This window comes from Nesterenkonia sphaerica (assembly GCF_005771565.1).
In the GTDB taxonomy this organism is placed as follows: Bacteria; Actinomycetota; Actinomycetes; order Actinomycetales; family Micrococcaceae; genus Nesterenkonia; species Nesterenkonia sphaerica.
In genome coordinates, this window is the sequence record NZ_VAWA01000004.1 from 97,301 (window position 1) to 116,416 (window position 19,116).

Annotated in this window: 15 protein-coding genes; 7 read left to right on the top strand and 8 right to left on the bottom strand. The window is 66.0% G+C overall.

Annotated elements, in window-relative coordinates; translation table 11 throughout:
• Positions 1 to 4: 4 nt before the first annotated feature.
• Both FEF27_RS04555 and ilvD read left to right on the top strand, forming a co-directional pair.
• Complete coding sequence (locus FEF27_RS04555) at positions 5 to 904, top strand: EamA family transporter (RefSeq protein ID WP_138169672.1); 900 nt, start codon at positions 5 to 7, stop codon at positions 902 to 904.
• 82 nt (positions 905 to 986) lie between these two features.
• Positions 987 to 2,753, top strand: coding sequence for a dihydroxy-acid dehydratase (gene ilvD / locus FEF27_RS04560; protein ID WP_138169673.1), 1,767 nt, complete (start codon positions 987 to 989; stop codon positions 2,751 to 2,753).
• Positions 2,754 to 2,777: 24 nt separating this feature from the next.
• Here ilvD and FEF27_RS04565 read toward each other — a convergent pair whose 3' ends face one another.
• From FEF27_RS04565 to FEF27_RS04600, 8 genes are read right to left on the bottom strand one after another with little or no spacing between them, the layout of a single operon-like run.
• A complete protein-coding gene (locus FEF27_RS04565; RefSeq protein WP_138169674.1) occupies positions 2,778 to 3,563 on the bottom strand; it encodes a FadR/GntR family transcriptional regulator in 786 nt (261 codons plus the stop codon).
• Positions 3,564 to 5,348: a dipeptide ABC transporter ATP-binding protein gene (locus tag FEF27_RS04570; protein ID WP_138169675.1), complete on the bottom strand. Its 1,785-nt coding sequence runs from the start codon at positions 5,346 to 5,348 to the stop codon at positions 3,564 to 3,566.
• Complete coding sequence (locus tag FEF27_RS04575; RefSeq protein ID WP_138169676.1) at positions 5,345 to 6,232, bottom strand: ABC transporter permease; 888 nt, start codon at positions 6,230 to 6,232, stop codon at positions 5,345 to 5,347. The genes FEF27_RS04570 and FEF27_RS04575 overlap by 4 nt, the downstream gene beginning before the upstream one ends.
• Entirely contained in the window at positions 6,229 to 7,173 is a 945-nt protein-coding gene (locus FEF27_RS04580) for an ABC transporter permease (RefSeq protein WP_138169677.1), read from the bottom strand. Before FEF27_RS04580 ends, FEF27_RS04575 begins: the two co-directional genes overlap by 4 nt.
• Before the next feature lie 22 nt (positions 7,174 to 7,195).
• The gene (locus FEF27_RS04585) at positions 7,196 to 8,740 is read right to left on the bottom strand and encodes an ABC transporter substrate-binding protein (RefSeq protein WP_138169678.1); all 1,545 of its coding nucleotides are present in this window, start codon (positions 8,738 to 8,740) and stop codon (positions 7,196 to 7,198) included.
• Positions 8,741 to 8,753: 13 nt separating this feature from the next.
• Complete coding sequence (locus FEF27_RS04590; protein ID WP_138169679.1) at positions 8,754 to 10,190, bottom strand: amidase; 1,437 nt, start codon at positions 10,188 to 10,190, stop codon at positions 8,754 to 8,756.
• The gene (locus tag FEF27_RS04595) at positions 10,191 to 10,982 is read right to left on the bottom strand and encodes an SDR family NAD(P)-dependent oxidoreductase (protein ID WP_138169680.1); all 792 of its coding nucleotides are present in this window, start codon (positions 10,980 to 10,982) and stop codon (positions 10,191 to 10,193) included.
• Between the two features lie 14 nt (positions 10,983 to 10,996).
• Positions 10,997 to 12,460 carry an aldehyde dehydrogenase family protein gene (locus FEF27_RS04600; protein ID WP_138169681.1) on the bottom strand — a complete coding sequence of 488 codons (1,464 nt, stop codon included), beginning with the start codon at positions 12,458 to 12,460 and terminating at the stop codon, positions 10,997 to 10,999.
• Positions 12,461 to 12,604: 144 nt separating this feature from the next.
• On the opposite strand from FEF27_RS04600, the gene FEF27_RS04605 reads away from it, so the two are divergent.
• The 5 genes from FEF27_RS04605 to serA all read left to right on the top strand — a co-directional run bounded on the left by FEF27_RS04605 (position 12,605) and on the right by serA (position 19,116).
• On the top strand, positions 12,605 to 13,750 hold the full coding sequence (locus FEF27_RS04605) for a 3-isopropylmalate dehydrogenase (RefSeq protein WP_138169682.1): 1,146 nt from the start codon (positions 12,605 to 12,607) through the stop codon (positions 13,748 to 13,750).
• Between the two features lie 235 nt (positions 13,751 to 13,985).
• Positions 13,986 to 15,809 carry an acetolactate synthase large subunit gene (locus FEF27_RS04610; RefSeq protein ID WP_138169683.1) on the top strand — a complete coding sequence of 608 codons (1,824 nt, stop codon included), beginning with the start codon at positions 13,986 to 13,988 and terminating at the stop codon, positions 15,807 to 15,809.
• A gap of 3 nt (positions 15,810 to 15,812) precedes the next feature.
• Entirely contained in the window at positions 15,813 to 16,358 is a 546-nt protein-coding gene (gene ilvN, locus FEF27_RS04615; RefSeq protein WP_138169684.1) for an acetolactate synthase small subunit, read from the top strand.
• A gap of 35 nt (positions 16,359 to 16,393) precedes the next feature.
• Entirely contained in the window at positions 16,394 to 17,419 is a 1,026-nt protein-coding gene (ilvC, locus tag FEF27_RS04620; protein WP_138169685.1) for a ketol-acid reductoisomerase, read from the top strand.
• A 101-nt stretch (positions 17,420 to 17,520) separates the two neighbouring features.
• The gene (serA, locus tag FEF27_RS04625; protein WP_138169686.1) at positions 17,521 to 19,116 is read left to right on the top strand and encodes a phosphoglycerate dehydrogenase; all 1,596 of its coding nucleotides are present in this window, start codon (positions 17,521 to 17,523) and stop codon (positions 19,114 to 19,116) included.

The window sequence follows — 19,116 nt, forward strand, 5'->3', positions numbered from 1 at the left end:
CACGATGCCCCTCCGCCATGTGTGCCTGGCGCTGATTGTGATTCTGCTCTGGGGTGCAAACTTCATCGCGATCCACTTTTCGCTCCAGCAGTTTCCGCCGTTATTCCTCGTCGCGCTGCGCTTTCTGCTGCTGGCGGTGCCGGTGCTCCTGTTCGTCCCGCGACCTCAGGTGAAGTGGCGCTGGCTGCTGGGCTATGGCCTCGGATTCGGCACCTTGCAGTTCTTCGGCCTGTACCTAGGCATGGCCGCCGGTTTCCCTGCTGGGCTGGCCTCATTGGTGCTGCAGTCCTCCGCGCCGTTCACCGTGCTGCTGGGGGCGCTGCTGCTGGGCGAACGCCTGGGCAGTCGCCGCGCCGTAGGTGTGGGCACCGCCGTACTGGGTCTGGCCGTGGTGGGGCTTGCCCGGGGCGGGGCCGACGGGTGGCTTCCGTTCCTGCTGGTGGTCCTGGGTGGGTTCGGCTGGGCGCTGGGAAATCTCGCCTCTCGGCAGGCCCAGGCTGCCCAACCGCTGCGCCTGGTGCTGTGGATGTCGGTCATCCCGCCACTTCCGATGCTGGCACTGTCCATGCTGGTGGAAGGACCGGAGAGGGTGGGCACCGCCGTGGCCACCTCCTTCACCGCTGCGGCCGCACCCGCCTGGTGGGGCCTGGGCTTCACCATTGTGGGAGGCACCATCATCGGGTCCGGAATCTGGGTGTGGCTGATGGGGCGGCACCCGGCCGGAACAGTGGCGCCGTTCTCCATGCTGGTGCCGGTGGTCGGTATTCTCCTGGCCTGGTGGGTCTTGGGCCAGACTCCTGCGCTGGGGGAGATCCTCGGCGGGGTGCTGGTCCTCGCCGGAGTGCTGTGGGCCAACGGACGGCCGCTGCGGCTGCCTCCGCCGCGTCCGACGCCCCGGGCCTGAGCCTGGCTTGCGGGGTTCCCACGTTGTGAGACGTGCCACCGCAGCTGTGAGCAGGGCGAGAGGTCCGCGTAATATGGCACACATGTCCGCACCCACAGAGCACAACGGCGCCGAAGCCCCCGCCACTGTCCCTCCCACACCGGTCACCGGTCCCAGCATCCCGGAGAAACCGCGGTCCTGGCAGGTCACCGACGGCTACACCCGCGCACCCGCCCGAGGTATGCTCCGCGCGGTCGGCATGGGCGACGACGATTTCAAGAAGGCTCAGATCGGAATCGCCAGCTCGTGGAACGAGATCACCCCGTGCAACCTGTCCCTGGACCGCCTGGCCAAGGCGTCCAAAGAGGGCGTCCACGCAGGCGGCGGCTACCCTATGGAGTTCGGCACCATCAGCGTCTCAGACGGCATTTCCATGGGGCATGAGGGGATGCACTATTCGCTGGTCTCCCGTGAGGTGATCGCTGACTCAGTGGAGACGGTCATGCAGGCCGAACGCCTCGACGGGTCGGTGCTGCTGGCAGGCTGCGATAAGTCACTGCCGGGGATGCTCATGGCTGCTGCCCGGCTGGACCTCTCCAGCGTCTTCCTCTACGCCGGCTCCATCATGCCCGGGGTGGCCCGGTTCAAAGACGGCACGGAGCGCGAGGTCACGCTGATCGACGCCTTTGAGGGGGTCGGCGCCTGCGCACGGGGGACCATCACCGAAGATGACCTCGATGTGATTGAGCGGGCGATCTGCCCCGGCGAAGGTGCCTGCGGCGGCATGTACACGGCCAACACCATGGCCTGCATCGGCGAGGCGCTGGGCCTGTCCCTGCCCGGATCGGCGGCACCGCCGAGCGCGGACCGCCGCCGCGACTACTACGCGCACAAGTCCGGAGAAGCAGTCGTGGAGATGCTGCGCCAAGGGATCACCACCCGCGACATCCTCAGCCGGGAGGCATTCGAGAATGCCATTGCGGTCACCATGGCCTTCGGCGGCTCCACCAACGCGGTGCTTCACCTGCTGGCCATTGCGCGCGAAGCTGGTGTGGACCTGCAGCTGGAAGACTTCAACCGGATCGGTGACAAAGTCCCGCATCTGGGGGACCTCAAGCCGTTCGGACAGCACGTCATGGTGGACGTGGACCGGGTTGGCGGCGTGCCGGTGGTGATGCGCGCGCTGTTGGATGCCGGACTGCTGCACGGGGACTGCCTCACTGTGACCGGAAAGACTGTGGCGGAGAACCTCGCCGAGATCAATCCGCCGGATGTGGACGGCAAGATCATCCGCTCCCTGGACAACCCCATCCACCACAACGGTGGTATCGCGGTGCTGCGCGGCAGCCTTGCCCCAGAAGGCGCAGTGGTGAAATCTGCCGGCTTCGACGCGGAAGTCTTCGAAGGCTCAGCCCGGGTCTTCGAGCGGGAACAGGAGGCACTCAAAGCGCTGGAGGAGGGCAAGATCCAGGCCGGCGACGTCGTCGTCATCCGGTATGAGGGTCCCAAGGGTGGGCCCGGAATGCGGGAGATGCTGGCGATCACCGGTGCCATCAAGGGTGCGGGCCTGGGCAAGGACGTGCTGCTGATCACTGACGGACGGTTCTCCGGAGGCACCACGGGGCTGTGCATCGGCCACATTGCTCCGGAAGCCGTCGACGGCGGGCCGATCGCCTACATCGCCGACGGCGACTCCATCCGGGTGGACATCCCTGGACGCACTATCGATCTGAAGGTCGATGAGCAGGAGCTGCAGCGCCGACGCTCCAGCCCGGACTGGCAGCCGCTGCCTCCCTATGTCACTACCGGGGTGCTGGGCAAGTACGCGAAATTGGTGCACTCCGCTGCTGAAGGCGCCTTCTGCGGCTAAGTACCGGGCACGTCGGCGGGGGAGTCAGCCGACCAGCGGGGAGAGCGCCTTCAGCTCGAGGTCGCTGAGCCGGTCCTTGTAGAACCTGTAGATGTTCTCCGTAGCGGTCCGCCGTGCCCCGCCGGTGTCCCCGTCCCGGATGCGCTGGGTCAGTATGGCGGCATCCTCTGCGGAGCGCCGAAGCCGGGCCCGCAGGGCGGGAACATCCTCCTCCTCGCCCAATCGCTGACGTGCCACGGTGGTCAGCGCCTCATCGACCGCCTGACCGGTGACCTGAAGCAGCTGGTTGCCGGAGGCGGCGCGGATGGAGGAATGGAACCCCGAGAGGAGCTCGCCGAACTCTGTGGCCAGATCGGTGGCGGCCCCCGCCCCGGCTGCGCCGGCCCGGTGGGCCAGATCGTCCAGCGCGGCCGCGCAGGCAGAGATCCGCTGCTTCGCCTCCCCGGGATCCGCGGCTGCGGCAAGCAGCGAGGCTTGTCCCTCCAGCAGCAGCCGGAACTGGAGAAGTTCTGCCCGGGTGGTGCCATGCTGGTGAGTCATGCGCGCCAATGGCCGTTCCAGCGCCTGCGGGGTGAAGGGTAGGATTTCGGCACCGCGGGGGTCCCCGGCGCGGCTGCTGACCACACCGGTGGCGTGGAGCACTCGCATTGCCTCCCGCACCGTGGGCCGGGAGACGGAGAAGGTCTCCATCAGCTTCCGCTCCCCGGGCAGACGGTCACCGGGATGGAGCCGGCCCTCCCGGATGCCCTCCTCAATCTGGTCCACGATGATCTCGTAGGAGTTGACCTTCTTGACAGGTTCGAATCTCATTCAGCGGGCTCCTTCCCGGACGCGGGGGATCGCAGCGACCAGCTCAGCGGTATAGGGATGCCGAGGTGACTCCATCACCTGGTCAGCGGGTCCACACTCGACTATGCGGCCTGCGTTCATTACAGCGACCACATCGCAGCTGTGCCGCACGACGTTGAGGTCGTGGGAGACGAAGACCAGCGTCAGCTGGTACTCCTCGACGAGGTCATCAAGGAGGTTCAGCACCTGGGCCCGCACTGAGACATCCAGTGCGGAGACGGCCTCGTCCGCAATCAGAACCTCGGGCTTGGTGGCCAGCGCCCGGGCGATGGCGATCCGCTGGCGCTGACCGCCGGAGAACTCATGGGGGTACTTCCCAGCGGCGCTGCGCGGCAGCCCCACCTGCTCCAGCAGCTGTTGCACCCGCCCCTGGCGCTCTTGGCGACTGGCACGGTGTATGGGCTCAGCGATGATGTCGGTCACACTCATCCTCGGATCCAGTGATCCCATCGGGTCCTGGAACACCAGCTGCACGGTCTCGCGCAGCCACCGCAGCTTCCGCTCCGGACGCCCCACCACCGATGCACCTGTCACCTCAATCTCCCCGGAGGTGGGTTGGTCAAGGGCAGCGAGCAGACGCAGCAGCGTCGACTTCCCGCACCCGGACTCACCGACGATTCCAAACCGTTGACCGCGTGCGACATCGAAGGAGACCCCCCGCAGGGCGGTGACAGTGCGGCCGGCACCGAAAAGCCGTTGCTTTCCGTACCTGCGGGTCAGGTCACGGACCCGGATGGCAGGCTCACTGACCCTGTTGAACACGGTGCCTGACTCGTCAGCAGAAAGTGTGAGGTGTTCCGCCTGCGGCGGTTCCGCGGCGGGGCTGCGGGCGCCTGTCGGATGAGCTCCCGCAGCCTGGGGTCTGGTCTGCACTGCCTCAGGAGCGGACTCCAGGGTCAGCAGCCGGCCAGTGTGGGGGTGAGTCTCCAAGCCGGAGGCGGCGATCAGCGCCCGCGTGTAGGGGTCCTCTGGGTCGGTGAAGACACGGTCGATGGAACCACTCTCCACAATCCGGCCGTGACGCATGATGATGACCCGGTCGCACACCTCGGAGACGACGCCGAGATCGTGGGTGACGAACAGCAATGATGAACCAGCGTTGTTGACCTGCTGGCTCATCAGCTCCAGCACCCGCTTCTGCACGGTGACATCGAGTGCGGTGGTGGGCTCATCGGCCAGCAGCAGCTCCGGTCCGTTCGCCATGGCCATCGCCAGCATCACTCGCTGCCGCTGCCCGCCGGAGAGCTGGTGGGGGTAGACCCGGGAGGTGGGACCCGGTTCAGGGATCTGTACCGAGGTCAGCAGCTGGATCACCTCGGCCCGCAGATCCGACGCCTGGGGCCGATGGATTCGGATGACCTCCGCGAGCTGATCGCCGACTTTCATCAGTGGGTTCAGCGCCGTCATCGGCTCTTGGAAGACCATGGACAGGCGGTTGCCACGGATTCCCGAGAGCTCGTTCTCGTTGGCGGTCAGCAGGTCCAGGGCCTGCGGTTCGCCGTCCAGGGGAGCCTGGGCCGGCGCAGCGCCGGCAAGCCTGATGCGGCCTTCGGCGCTGAGGCCACCGCCGAGCAGACCGATGATCGACAGGCAGGTCAGCGACTTGCCGGAGCCGGATTCGCCGATCAGTCCCACGCGCTCGCCGCGCCGAATGTCAAAGCTGATGCCGTGAACCAGTTCTTCACTGCCGGCGCTGACATTGAGATTTTCCACGCTGAGCAGGGTCTGGGAGGACTCGGGTCTCACCGGGTGACCTCCATTCGGGGGTCGAACCGATCCCGGAGCCCATCGCCGAGCAGGTTGAAGCCCAGGACCGCCACTGCCACCGCAGCCCCGGGCCACAGGACAGTCAGCGGGGCGATCTGCAGCACAGACTGGCCGTCCTGCAGCATCCGGCCCCAGGAGGCTGTCGGTGGAGGAGTGCCCAAGCCCAGGAAGCTCAGCGCCGCCTCGGCGAGGATGGCGATGGCGAACCCCACACTGGCTTGCACGATCAGGATTCCGCGAATGTTCGGCAGCACATGACGCACCGCCAGGTAGACGGGCCCGCGTCCGGCAGCGCGCGCGGCCAGGGAGTACTCCCGGCTGAGCACCTGCAACGTCCCGGACCGCACGACTCGCGCGACTCCGGGGGCCAGTCCCAACCCCAGGGCGATGACGGCGGTCAGCGTGCTGGGTCCGAAGACGGCAGCCAATACAATGGCCAGCAGCAGTGCCGGGAAAGCCTGCAGAATGTCATTGCCGCGCATCAGCCACATCCCGGCTCCGCGGTCAGTCATGGCTGCGACAATTCCGATCGGCAATCCGATGGTGAATCCCACCGCGACAGTTCCCAGCCCCACCAGCAGTGGCACGCGTGAACCGGCAAGAACCATGGAGGCGATATCGCGCCCCAAGCCGTCTGTGCCCAGCCAGTGCTGGGCACTGGGGGCCGCCAGCCGGTTGACCGCGTCCGTTGCGGTGGGATCCTGCGGGGTCCACACCAGGGACACCAGGGCCATCAGCACCACCCCCGCCACCAGGGTGCCCCCGGCGACCACCAGCGGCGTACCGCCGCGCCGACGAGGAGGGCGCCGGACGGAACCCGGTGCGCCTGAGGTGAGGGGAAGACGTGGTGGAAGGGTCGTCATGAGGGCATCCTGAGTCGGGGGTCAATCACCGGGCGCAGTAGGTCGACCAGCAGGTTCACCAGCAGGACCAGCACCACCACGCACATCACGATGGACTGAATCATGATCAGGTCCCGGTTGGCCACGGCGCGAATCAGGGTCGAACCCAGTCCAGGCACCACGAAGACGGTCTCGATGACGACCGCGCCGATGATGAGGTTGGCGAACTCGATGCTGGTCACTGTCAGCACCGGCACCAGCGCATTTCGCAAGCCGTGTCGGACCAGCGCCGAGGCGGGCTTCAGCCCCTTGGCTCGGGCGGTGCGCATAAAGTCCTCACGCATGACCTCGAGCACGGCAGCGCGGGTGTAGCGAGCCAGGATGGCTCCGTTGACGAGCCCAAGCGCCAGGGCGGGCAGAGCGATGTGGCGGAGGAAGTCCACCCCGGCGATCGGAGGCTGCCACCCCCCAGAGGGCAGCCACCCCAGCGCGACTGAGAAGATCGCGATTAGCAGCAGTCCGGCAAGGAAATTCGGTATCGAAATGCCGAGCTGGCTCAGCCCGGAGAAGATGGTGCCGTCGGGGCGTTGGTGCCGCACCGCGGCCAGGATCCCCAGCGGCAGAGCGATGAGAATGGCCACACCGATGCCGCCGAGCACCAGCAGCAGTGTCACTTGGAGAGCGTCGAGAACCTGAGGTGCCACCGGGGACCTGGTGGCGTAGGAAACTCCCATGTCCCCGGTGAAGAACCCCATGATCCACTCCAGGTACCTCACCGGAAGTGGACGGTCCACGCCGAGCTGCTCGCGCAGAGCCTGCACCTGCTCTTCACTCGCCTGGAGTCCCAGCTGAGCCCGTGCCGGGTCGCCCGGCAGGACTCCGAGCAGGAAGAAGACCACCAATGAGGCCACGAAGACCGTCACGGCGAAGACGCCCACCCGGCGCAGCACGTTCAGCAGCACGATTCTCCCCAGCGCAGCAGAATTATTCGGAAACGGTCACATTGGACAGGTCAATACCCACCCCAAGGTCGTTCAGCGGCAGGCCGGAGACGCCCTCCGTGGCCAGCCCGACGTTCGGCGGGTTATACAGCCATACGCCGGGAGTGTCTTCCACGATCAGCTCAGTGAGCTCCTGCATCCTGGAGGCATATTCTTCGTCGTCGGTGGCTGCGGCAGCCTCGTCGAACAGTTCCCGGGCCGCGTCCGAATCGTAGCCCCAGTAGTAGTCGGGGAAGGCGTAATTATTCATATTGCGGGGTTCGACGTGGTTGATGATCGTCAGGTCGAAGTCCTGATTGACCATGTTCTCCTCCACCCAGACGGCTGGAAACTCTTGAGTCTCCAGGGTCACGTCGATGCCGACTTCTCTGAGGTTGTCCTGGATGACCTGAGCGGAGGCTTCGGCGTATGCTCGGTTGGGCACATTGAACGTCAGCGCCTCGACCTCTGCTTCCTCGAGTAGCTCCTGCGCAGTCTCTGGATCGTAGGCGTATGTGCCGGTGAAATCCGAGTAATACGGGTCGGTGGGGACGCTGGGTCCGCCCAGGATCTCGCCGTAGCCGGCGGTTGCGGCTGCGAGGACAGCTTCCTTGTCGATCGCGTGGTGGATAGCTTCGCGCACCTCATCCTGGGCAAGCGCCTCATGATCGGGGTTCATGGACATCACCACCACCCCCTGGCTGGTGCCGACGCGCACCTCAATATCCTCATCGGCCTCGAAGCTTTCGAACTGATCGAAGGCCTCAGAGCGCAGGACGGCGTCGACGCCGCCGGTGCGGATCGCGTTGGCCGCAGCTGATGCGTCCTCATAGTAGACAAGCTCGACGCCGGCTACTCCCGCCGGTTCAGCCCAATAGTCCTCATTGCGGGCAAACTCCATCCGTACCGCATTTTCATAGCTGACAAATTCGAAGGGCCCGGTGCCATTGGCCTCGGTGGCCAAGTCCTCCACACTGTCGGGGGAGAACATGGCCCCCAGCGGCCCCGCCAGCCAGAAGAGCGCGTTATAGTCCGGCTCGGACAGTGCGACGGTGACCTCGTAGTCATCCACCACCTCCACCGACTCGATGGCGTCCAGGGCTTCCGGGGTGTTCGCCGACCACTGGTCAAGCCGTTCGAGTGAAAACTTGACGATCTCGGCGTCGAAAGCGGTGCCATCGTGGAAGGTGACACCCTCCTGAAGATGAAAGGTGTATTCCTGACCGTCGTCGCTGATGTCCCAGGATTCAGCCAATAGCGGCTGAATTTCGCCATCCTCATCGAGCCGGACCAAACCTTCGTAGACGTTGTACAGCAGAGCCTCGAAGACGGCTGCACCACCGGTGGTCGTAAAGTCCAGGTTGGCGGGGACGGCGAACATTCCGATGCTGACGTTGGCGTCCGGGGCCTCACCGGTGCCGGTGGCCTCGGTCCCGTCTTGGTCCGTGGTGCCGGCGTCGTCCCCGCCTGCCCCACAGGCGCTCAACGTCAGGGCGCCGACGGCCAGCACGGCCGTCAGCGGTGTTCCTGCTCGGATCAGTCTCTGCATGGTGGTGTCCTCCTCATAGTGCGGTTGGGCGGTGATCTGCCATGGTCAGGCGCGGCCAGGGCCGGAACGCCTCGGGCGAGCGTGCGGATTCGAAGAAAGCGGCTGCGGCGAGGGCCGTGCGGTCAGCGTGCCGGTGAGCGGCGATCTGCACGCCCACCGGGCTCCCCGCGCTGGTGAAGCCTGCGTTGACGCTGACGGCGGGCATCCCGGAGAAGTTGTACCCGACACAGAATTGGATGTGCGACATCGCAGACTCCACATCATTGGAGGGCATCGGCCATTCGGCCGGGAACGCGGGCCCGGGAGCGGCGGGGGAGAGCACAAGATCGAAGGGCTCGGCAGCATGGAGCACTCTGCGTCCGAGGTCGATCTGAGCATCGTGGGCGGCAAGGGCCTCTTCGGCAGTGATGTCCGCTGCCCCGCGGCACCACTGCGCGATGAAAGGCAGCACGCGGCTCTGCTGCTCCGGGCTCATCTGACGGAACTTCCTCCAGTGGCTGGCCCGCCAGAATCGGTCGATCAGCTGCACTGTGCCGGGGGCCAGATACGGGGGCAGCTCGGTGACGGTGGCACCGGCAGCGGCGAAGACCTCCGTGGCCTGGCGAATCACCGCGGCGACCTCTGGGTGAACGGGGGCGCCGTCACCGACGTCGAGGACCACGCCGATGCGCAGGTCCGAGGGGTCCAACTGCAGATCCAGCCAATCGGTTCCGTCGGTAGGCAGCGACCACGGGTCGGCAGGGTCCGGCCCAGTCAGCACGCTCATCGCTCGCGCGAGGTCGATGACGCTGCGTCCCATGGGGCCGATGGTGCGCCCCGGATAGGGCGGATCCACACTGATCCTGCCGTAGGTGGGTTTGAACCCCGCCACTGCGCACCACGAGGCGGGCAGGCGGATGGAACCGCCAATGTCGGAGCCGAGGTTCAGCGGGGCGTAACCGGCGGCAGAGGCCGCGCCCGCCCCGCCGGAGGAGCCCCCGGGACTCCACTGCAGATTCCACGGGTTCCGGGTGATGGGGTGCGCCGAGGCGATGCCGGAGGAGAGCATCCCCAACTCCGACATGGTCGTGCGTCCGAGCAAGCAGCCGCCTGCTTGAAGTGCGCGCTGAGTCACCGGGGCGTTCTTTTCAGCGGCGACGCGTTCGGACGCGGCTGAGCCGAGGATCGTCGGCTCCCCGGCCACCTGCTGATTCTCCTTCAGGGTGAAGGGCACCCCGTCCAGAATGCTCAGCGGCCGGCCCCGTTCCCAGCGGCGACGGGAGGCCTCGGCGGCGGCCAGCGCGTGGTCGTCGAAACGCTCCGACATCGCGCGCAGCGCCGGTTCATACTCATCGATCCTGTGCAAGCACGCAGTGACGACTTCGACCGGGTCCACCTCACCTGAGGCGTAGCCTGCGCGCAGTTGCGCGGTGTCCAGATCGGCCAGCGAGGGTGCGGATGCAGAATCCATCTATCCCCCCTGTGAGCTGGACGTCGGAGGAGTGAACCGGCCGTCCACCGAGGTCCAGCCGCCGTCCACCCGCAGGGTGGTACCGGTGATGTAACTGGCGGCGTCCGAGGCCAGATAAACCACCGCTCCGGCCAACTCAGCCGGGACCGACCACCGCCCCAGCGCGTTCTTCGTGGCATATGCCTGGTACCACTCCGGCTGGGACTTGATCTGCTCGGTCAGGGCAGTCTCGACAATGCCGGGGGAGATGGCGTTGACTCTGACTCCGCTCTCCCCGAACTCGGCAGCGGCAGTCTTGACCAGCTGCACGGCACCGGCTTTGGTCGCTGCGTACACCGACTGTCCCGGCTCCACCACCTGGTCCCGGATGGAAGAGAAGATGATCAGGCTGCCGGTGCCGCGGCGGACCATCGTCTCCCCGAAGAACTTGATCACCGAGAACGTCCCTTTCAGGTTGAGGTTGACCACGCGATCGAAGTCCTCTGGCAGGTATTCGAGAATGCGTTTGCGGACATTGGTCGCGGCGGTGAGCACCACGATGTCCATCTCGGGCATCCGCTCGGCAGCGGTGCGGACGGCTTCGGCGTCGGTGATGTTCAACATCACGGCACTCCCGTGCACTGCTGCGGCAGTCTCTTCGGCCGCCGCGAGGTCCCAGTCCGCGCAGGTGACGTCCGCGCCGTGAGCGGCCAGCGCCCGGGCAGCAGCGCTGCCGATCCCGCCTGCTCCAATGACCAGCGCCCGTCGGCCCTCGAGCCGGAAGAGGTCTTGGTAAGTGGTCTGATCGTCCATGTGCTGTCCCAATCTCATTCCGGCCGGATGATGGCCATGCGGGTCACGGTGAGTTCTTCGATGGCGAACCGGGGGCCCTCGCGCCCCAGGCCGGAGTCCTTCACGCCGCCATAGGGCATGATGTCGGAGCGGAAGCCCGGCACCTCATTGACCACGACGCCGCCGACCTCCAGTTCCTCAATGGCCCGGAAAGCTGTGGCCAGAGTGCGGGTGAAGATGCTTGCGTGCAGCCCGTAGCGCGAGCGGTTCGCTGTCTCCAGTGCGGTGTGCACATCGGGTACCGAGCGCACAGCGATCACCGGCGCGAAGATCTCTTCGCACCACGCCTGTGCTTCCTCCGGCACGTCGAGCAGCACTGCGGGCGTCACGCTGCGGTCCTGCACGGTGCCTCCGTAAACCAGCTCCGCGCCGGCTTGCTGGGCTTGTTCGATCCAGTCCAGCACCCGGGCTGTGGCTGCTTCGTTGATCAGCGGCGCCACCTGGGTCTCGGCATCGCGGGGGTCGCCAGTGCGCAGTGCCCTCACACGCGGCAGCAGCTCACTGAGAAACTCCTCGCGCACCGCCTGACAGACAATCACCCGTTGCACTGCGATGCACGCCTGGCCGTTGAAGTAGAACCCGCCACGCACCACGGCCTCAGCTGCCTTGGGCAGGTCAGCCTCGGTGTCGACGATCAGCGCCGCATTGGAACCCAGCTCAAGCAGGGTCTTACGCGGCGCGGCGTCACGGGCGATCTGGTGCCCCACGGCATCCGAGCCGGTGAAGGACACCGCAGCGGTGCGGGCGTCGGTGACCAGCACACGGCCCACCTCAGCGTCGCCGGTCACCACCTGGATCATCTGTTCCGGTGCGTGGTGAGCAGCCGCCGCTTCGCGGACCAGGGCGGCCAACCAGAGTGTGGTCAGCGGGGTTGCTGGAGCGGGCTTACAGATCACCGGGCAGCCGGCGGCAATTGCCGGAGCAATCTTGTGACTGGCCAGCAGCAGCGGCGCGTTGTACCCAGCGATCCCGACCACGAGCCCGACCGGCTTCCGCGTCCAGAAGCCCAGCATCCCGGCGCCGGCCTCCTGCATATCCAGCGGAACCGTTTCCCCGTGGATGTGCCCCACCTCCTCAGCTGCGGCCGACCAGGTGAAGAGGGTGCGAGCCACCTCCAGCGCACAGTCAGCGCGCACTTTCCCGGTCTCCGCGATCAGCAGTTCAGTGAATTCGTCGGTGCGTTCGCGCAGTGCCGCATGCACCTGCAACAGGATCGCTCGGCGCGTCCCCGAGCTCAGCCGCCCCACAGCTGGCACCACCGCTGCACCGGCAGCCAGGGCGGTGCGCGCATCCTCGGGCCGGCCGACCGGGGCGTGACCAATCGGTGACCCGTCAAAGGGGAAGGTCACCGGTGCGGCAGCCAGCCCAGAAAGCCATCCGCCGCCGATCGGAAGCCCGTCGGGGATAGGCGGCATGCTGAATTCTGCGTGGGTGCTCATGCGCTGCGGCTCCTTATCGCGGAATGACGGGCCTCGTCAGCTGGTCAGACCAGTACAGGGACAGCTACAGTGTGATGCAGATCTCATAAATTGGTCAAGTCCTATTTCGGGCCGGACCAGCGACATTGTGGAGGGCCGCAGCAGATGAACACATACTCCTTGGCTGTCATCGGTGGTGATGGCATCGGACCCGACGTGACTCAGGCTGCTCTGGCGGGGGTCCAGGCCGCGGCAGAGCGCTATGGCTTCACGGTCCGCACCACGAGCTTCGACCTCGGCGCTGAACACTACCTGCGCACCGGCGAGGTGATGGACCGCCCCACCACGGTCGCGCTTGAGAAGCACGATGCCGTCCTGCTGGGGGCGGTCGGGGACCCCCGGGTGGCCCCGGGAATTCTCGAACGAGGGCTCGTGGTCGCCCTGCGGACAGCATTCAACCAGTCGGTCAACATCCGTCCGGTGCGCCTCTATCCCGGTGTCGAGAGCCCGGTGCGCGGCGTGACCTCTCAGAACTGCGATCTGGTGGTGGTCCGGGAGAACACCGAAGGGCTGTATACCGGAGGAGGGTCCCTCTCCCATGCCGGGTCAGACCGTGCGGTGGCTGTGCAGAACTCCATCACCACCGCTGGGGCCACCGCCGAGGCGGTGGAGTTCGCATTTCAGCTCGCCCAGCAACGACGCCGCCGGGTGACCCTGTGTCACAAGACCAACATTCTTGTCCATGCCGGACAGCTGTGGCAGCAGACCGTCAACCGGATCGCTGAGAGCTACCCGGAGGTGGAGCATGATTATGTCCACGCCGATGCCATGTGCCAGCACTTGCCCCTGGATCCTGGGCGATTCGACGTCATCGTCACTGACAACCTCTTTGGCGACATCATCAGCGACCTGGGTGCTACCGTGCAGGGCGGACTGGGACTGGCCGCCAGTGCTAACTTCAACCCCCGCGGCACGGCCCCCAGCATGTACGAACCGGTCCACGGTTCCGCGCCTGACATTGCTGGCAAAGGATGGGCCAATCCGGCCGCCGCGGCGCTCTCGGCGGCCCTGTGCCTGGCGGGACTCGGACAGCGGGAGGCCGCGTTGAGTCTCGAGGCGGCCGTGGCATCAGTGGTCGCAGAGTTGCCTGCGCTGGCCGGTCCGGAGATGGGCGCCGACACTGCTGCCTTGGGGCACCGGATTGCCCAACGCGTCGCCGAGGGCGAGCCGGTCCGGGACGGGACCGGTGAGCAGTCCCTGATGAGCGCACTGGGCCGGCTCGCTCAGCGCGCCCACCCCATGTCCGTATAATGAGACGGGCACAGAGGGTATTGACGCAGCTCACGCTGGACGAAAGTATAGGACCATGCGCCAGATGCTAGAACTAGTAGTAGTACCCGTCATTGCCCCCGCCGGGGCATGAACGGTCTGCTGACTCAGCACTGACGCGAACCGATCGATCACCCCGGCACGAGGGCCCCGCACAGGGACTCCGCATCGCCGGGGTTTCGTCTGTGTCGGGGCAGATAGGGATTGGACAGTGACCATGTTGACAACCACAACAGCCGACCACCGGCTCTACGGGCCCGGAGGCAGCGCCGCGCCTGAGCAGGTGACCGGAAGCCAAGCGATCATCCGCAGCCTCGAAGAGCTCGGGGTCACAGACGTCTTCGGCATCCCCGGCGGGGCCATCCTGCCCACCTACGACCCGCTGATGGATTCCGAGAAGCTCAACCACATCCTGGTCCGGCATGAACAGGGCGCCGGCCATGCGGCCCAGGGTTACGCCATGGCGACCGGAGAAGTCGGCGTCTGCTTCGCCACCTCCGGGCCTGGCGCCACGAACTTGGTCACCCCACTGGCAGACGCCCACATGGACTCCGTGCCTATGGTCGCCATCACCGGGCAGGTCAACGCCTCAGTCATCGGCACTGACGCGTTCCAGGAAGCGGACATCGTCGGCATCGCCACCCCCATCACCAAGCACACCTACCTGGTCACCGACGCCGATGAGATCCCCCGGGTGATGGCCGAGGCCTTCCACATTGCGTCCTCCGGCCGCCCTGGGCCGGTTCTGGTGGACATCACCAAGTCAGCGCAGACCGCCCAGACCACCTTCGCGTGGCCGCCCAAGCTCGGACTCACCGGGTACAAGCCGGTCACCCGCGGGCATGCCCGGCAGGTGCGGGAGGCCGCCAAACTCATCGCCGCCAGCCAGCGGCCCGTCTTCTACCTCGGCGGCGGGGTCATCAAGGCAGACGCCTGCACCGAATTCGCCGCCCTCGCCGAAACCGTCGGCGCACCAGTGGTCACCACGCTCATGGCGCGCGGGGCATTCCCGGACAGCCACCCCCAGAACGTCGGGATGCCCGGTATGCACGGGAAAGTCTCCGCGGTGGCTGCGCTGCAGCAGTCCGACCTGCTCATCACCCTCGGAGCCCGCTTCGACGACCGGGTCACCGGCCAGCTGGACACCTTTGCCCCCGAGGCCAAAGTCATCCACGCGGACATCGACCCCGCAGAGATCTCCAAGAACCGGCATGCGGATGTGCCGATTGTCGGCTCCCTGAAGGAGATCATTCCTGAGCTGAACAACGCGGTGGCAGAAACCTTCGCCAAACACCAGCGGCCGGACCTCGAGCCCTGGTGGCAGCGGCTGAACCGCCTGGTGGAGACCTACCCGTTGGGCTGGACCACCCCCGAGGACGGGGCGATCGCCCCCCAGCAGGTCATCCAGCAGCTGAGCAAAGCATCCGGTCCGGAAGCGGTCTACGTCGCTGGCGTCGGGCAGCACCAGATGTGGGCCGCACAGTTTGTCGGCTACGAACGTCCCCGGCAGTGGCTGAACTCCGGCGGGCTGGGCACCATGGGTTACTCGGTGCCGGCGGCGATGGGCGCACAGGTCGGCAACCCGGATCGGACCGTCTGGGCCATCGATGGCGACGGCTGCTTCCAGATGACCAATCAGGAGCTGGCCACCTGCGCCATCAATAACATCCCCATCAAGGTCGCCGTCATCAACAATTCCTCGCTGGGCATGGTGCGGCAGTGGCAGACCCTGTTCTACGAGTCCCGCTATTCGAACACGGACCTCAACACTGCGCTGAACCCCTCCGGCGAGGAGGTCGTGCGTATCCCCGACTTCGTGAAGCTCGCCGAAGCCTACGGCTGCGTGGGGCTGCGCTGCGAGCGTGAGGAGGACATCGACTCTGTGATCGCCCAGGCCTTGGAGATCAACGACCGCCCAGTGGTCATCGACTTCGTGGTCTCGCGTGATTCCATGGTGTGGCCCATGGTCCCGGCCGGGGTCTCCAACAGCGATATCCAAGTGGCGCGCAATATGACCCCCGAGTGGGACGAAGAGGAGTAAGCCATGGCACCTACCCCAGCAGACGGCGTCGCCCGCCGGACTCTCTCCGTTCTTGTCGAGGACGTCCCCGGAGTTCTGGCCAAAGTGGCCGGACTCTTCGCCCGCCGCGCGTTCAACATCCACTCCTTGGCCGTCGGGCCTTCCGAGATTGCGGGTCTGAGCCGGATCACCGTGGTGGTTGACGCCGATGCGCGGCTCCTGGAGCAGATCACCAAGCAGCTGAACAAACTGATCAACGTCATCAAGATCATCGAGCTGGAGCCCGGCAACTCCGTGCAGCGTGAACACCTGGTGATCAAGGTCAAGGCCGACGCCGCAGCCCGTCTGCAGGTCACCCAGGCGGTGGAGCTGTTCAGGGCCAAGATCGTCGATGTCTCCACCGACTCACTCACCGTGGAGGCCACCGGGGCTGCCGATAAGCTCGATGCGCTGCTGTCAGTGTTGGAACCCTTCGGTGTGCGGGAGATCGTCAGGTCCGGATCCTTAGCCATCAGCCGGGGCTCCAAATCGATGACCGAGAAGATCTCCGCCGAAAAATCTTTCAAGTAATCAAGACCTCATCCCACAACCCGAGGAGAATACCTGTGACTGACCTTTACTATGACGACGACGCCGACCTGGGCCTGCTCAGCGGTAAGACCGTGGCCATCATCGGCTACGGCTCCCAAGGCCACGCCCACGCACTCTCCCTGCGCGATTCCGGCGTCGACGTCGTCGTCGGCCTCAAGGAGGGCTCCTCCTCCCGGGCGAAGGCCGAGGAGCAGGGCCTGAAGGTGGCCACTGTGGCTGAGGCTGCCAAGGCCGGTGACATTGTCATGATGCTGGTGCCCGATCAGCACCAGGCAGAGGTCTACAACGCGGACATCGCCCCGAACCTCCAGGCGGGCAACGCCCTGTTCTTCTCCCACGGGTTCAACATCCGTTTCGGCTACATTCAGCCCCCGGCTGATGTCGACGTCGCCATGGTCGCTCCGAAGGGCCCCGGCCATGTGGTCCGTCGCGAGTACGAAGCTGGCCGCGGTGTGCCCGCACTGATCGCCGTGGAGCAGAACCCCTCGGGTCAGGCCAAGGAACTCGCCCTGGCCTACGCCAAGGGCATCGGCGGGACCCGCGCCGGCGTCATTGAGACCACCTTCACCGAGGAAACTGAGACAGACCTCTTCGGTGAGCAGGCAGTGCTCTGCGGCGGAGCCTCCCAGCTGGTGCAGTACGGCTTCGAGGTCCTGACTGAGGCTGGCTACAAGCCGGAGATCGCCTACTTCGAGGTCCTGCACGAGCTGAAGCTCATTGTTGACCTCATGGTGGAAGGCGGACTGACCAAGCAGCGCTGGTCCATCTCCGACACCGCGGAGTTCGGCGACTACGTCTCCGGGCCCCGAGTCATCTCGCCCGAGGTGAAAGAAAATATGAAGGCTGTGCTGGCCGACATTCAGTCCGGGGCCTTTGCTGACCGGTTCATGACGGATCAGCGCAACGGTGCAAAGGAGTTCCAGGAGCTGCGGGCCAGGAACCAGAGCCACCCCATCGAGCCCACCGGCCGGGAACTGCGCAAGCTGTTCTCTTGGATCCCCAACGACGACGACTACACCGAAGGCACTGCCGCCCGCTGAGAGCCTCCGCAGTCCAGACAGTACTAGAGTGAGTGGGGGCCGATGGCGGCAACGTCGGCCCCCACTTGTCATGCACCAGTGATTCGAACAAGAAGGAACCCGTGAGCACTCGTCCCGTCGTAGTCCTAGCCGAAGAGCTTTCGCCGGCCACCGTTGAGGCCCTCGGCCCCGACTTCGAGATCCTGCAGTCTGACGGTACGGACAGGCCGCGCCTGTTCACCGACATCGCGACCGCCGACGCCCTCATGGTGCGTTCTGCTACCAAAGTCGATGCTGAGCTGCTCAGCCACGCTCGGCAGCTGAAGGTCGTGGCCCGGGCCGGCGTCGGGCTGGACAACGTGGACATCGCCGCCGCGACTGCCGCGGGAGTGATGGTCGTCAACGCCCCCACCTCCAACATTCTTTCGGCGGCGGAGCTGACCTGCGCGCACATTTTGGGACTGGCCAGAAATGTGTCCCCGGCCCACCAGGCGCTGAAGGCCGGGGAGTGGAAGCGCTCCAAGTACACCGGTGTGGAGCTCTCGGAGAAGACCCTCGGCGTTATCGGCCTCGGCCGAATCGGCGGTCTGGTCGCCGAACGCATGGCCGCCTTTGGCATGGACATCGTCGCCTACGACCCCTACGTCACCTCAGCCAGGGCCCACCAGCTCGGCGCCAAACTGGTCTCCCTGGACGAGCTCTACGCCCGGGCCGATGTGGTCACCATCCACATGCCGAAGACCCCGGAGACCATCGGCATGCTCAACGCCGAGGCCTTCGCGAAGATGAAGGACTCGGTCTTCATCGTCAATGTCGCCCGCGGGGGACTTATCAACGAAGCCCACCTTGAAGACGCCCTGTCAGCGGGCACCATCGGCGGCGCCGCAGTGGACGTCTTCGCGTCAGAACCCGCCACTGATCTGCCCTTCTTCGCCCACGAGAACGTGGTGGTCACCCCGCATCTGGGTGCCTCGACACATGAGGCACAGGAGAAGGCCGGGGTCTCGGTGGCGCGGTCGGTCCGGCTCGCCCTGGACGGGGAACTGGTCCCCGACGCCGTCAACGTCGCCGGCGGGGCGATCGACGAACTGGTCCGTCCCGGTATTCCGCTGATGGAACGGCTCGGTCGGGTGCTGACCGCACTGTCCTCTGAGGCGCTGACCGACATCGAGACCGAAGCTGCCGGCGAGATCGCCGAGCTTAACGTCTCTGCTCTGCAACTGGCCGCGCTGAAGGGCATCTTCACCGATGTGGTCAATGACCCCGTCAGCTACGTCAACGCCCCAGTCCTGGCTGAGCAGCGGGGCATTTCCACCCGGCTGAGCACCACCACTGAGGTGGAGGACTACCGCAATGCACTGACCATCCGGGCCGCGACCTCTTCCGGGCAGCACCTCTCTGTCCGCGGGACGCTCACCGGCCCGAAGCAGATTCAAAAGATCGTAGGCATCAATGGCTACGACCTGGAGATCACCCTGACCGACCACCTGGTCGTCTTCGAATACGGGGACCGGCCCGGCGTGGTGGGGACCCTGGGCCGGATCCTGGGCGAGCACCAGGTCAACATCGCTGGTATGCAGGTCAGCCAGAACACCAAGGAAGGCCGCGCCCTGGCTGTGCTGGCAGTCGATGTGGCGCTGCCGTCCGGAGTGCTGCAAGCCATCGCCAGCGAGGTCGATGCCGCACTGGCCGCTGAAGTCGACCTGGAAGAGAGCTAG

Bases quoted from the DNA above. Each gene is read 5' to 3' on its own strand.
- ilvN (WP_138169684.1), top strand. From the start codon at position 15,813: ATGGCACCTACCCCAGCAGACGGCGTCGCCCGCCGGACTCTCTCCGTT.
- FEF27_RS04555 (WP_138169672.1), top strand. From the start codon at position 5: ATGCCCCTCCGCCATGTGTGCCTGGCGCTGATTGTGATTCTGCTCTGG.
- FEF27_RS04600 (WP_138169681.1), bottom strand. From the start codon at position 12,460: ATGAGCACCCACGCAGAATTCAGCATGCCGCCTATCCCCGACGGGCTT.
- FEF27_RS04575 (WP_138169676.1), bottom strand. From the start codon at position 6,232: ATGACGACCCTTCCACCACGTCTTCCCCTCACCTCAGGCGCACCGGGT.
- FEF27_RS04605 (WP_138169682.1), top strand. From the start codon at position 12,605: ATGAACACATACTCCTTGGCTGTCATCGGTGGTGATGGCATCGGACCC.
- FEF27_RS04565 (WP_138169674.1), bottom strand. From the start codon at position 3,563: ATGAGATTCGAACCTGTCAAGAAGGTCAACTCCTACGAGATCATCGTG.
- FEF27_RS04585 (WP_138169678.1), bottom strand. From the start codon at position 8,740: ATGCAGAGACTGATCCGAGCAGGAACACCGCTGACGGCCGTGCTGGCC.
- FEF27_RS04595 (WP_138169680.1), bottom strand. From the start codon at position 10,982: ATGGACGATCAGACCACTTACCAAGACCTCTTCCGGCTCGAGGGCCGA.
- ilvD (WP_138169673.1), top strand. From the start codon at position 987: ATGTCCGCACCCACAGAGCACAACGGCGCCGAAGCCCCCGCCACTGTC.
- FEF27_RS04610 (WP_138169683.1), top strand. From the start codon at position 13,986: ATGTTGACAACCACAACAGCCGACCACCGGCTCTACGGGCCCGGAGGC.
- FEF27_RS04590 (WP_138169679.1), bottom strand. From the start codon at position 10,190: ATGGATTCTGCATCCGCACCCTCGCTGGCCGATCTGGACACCGCGCAA.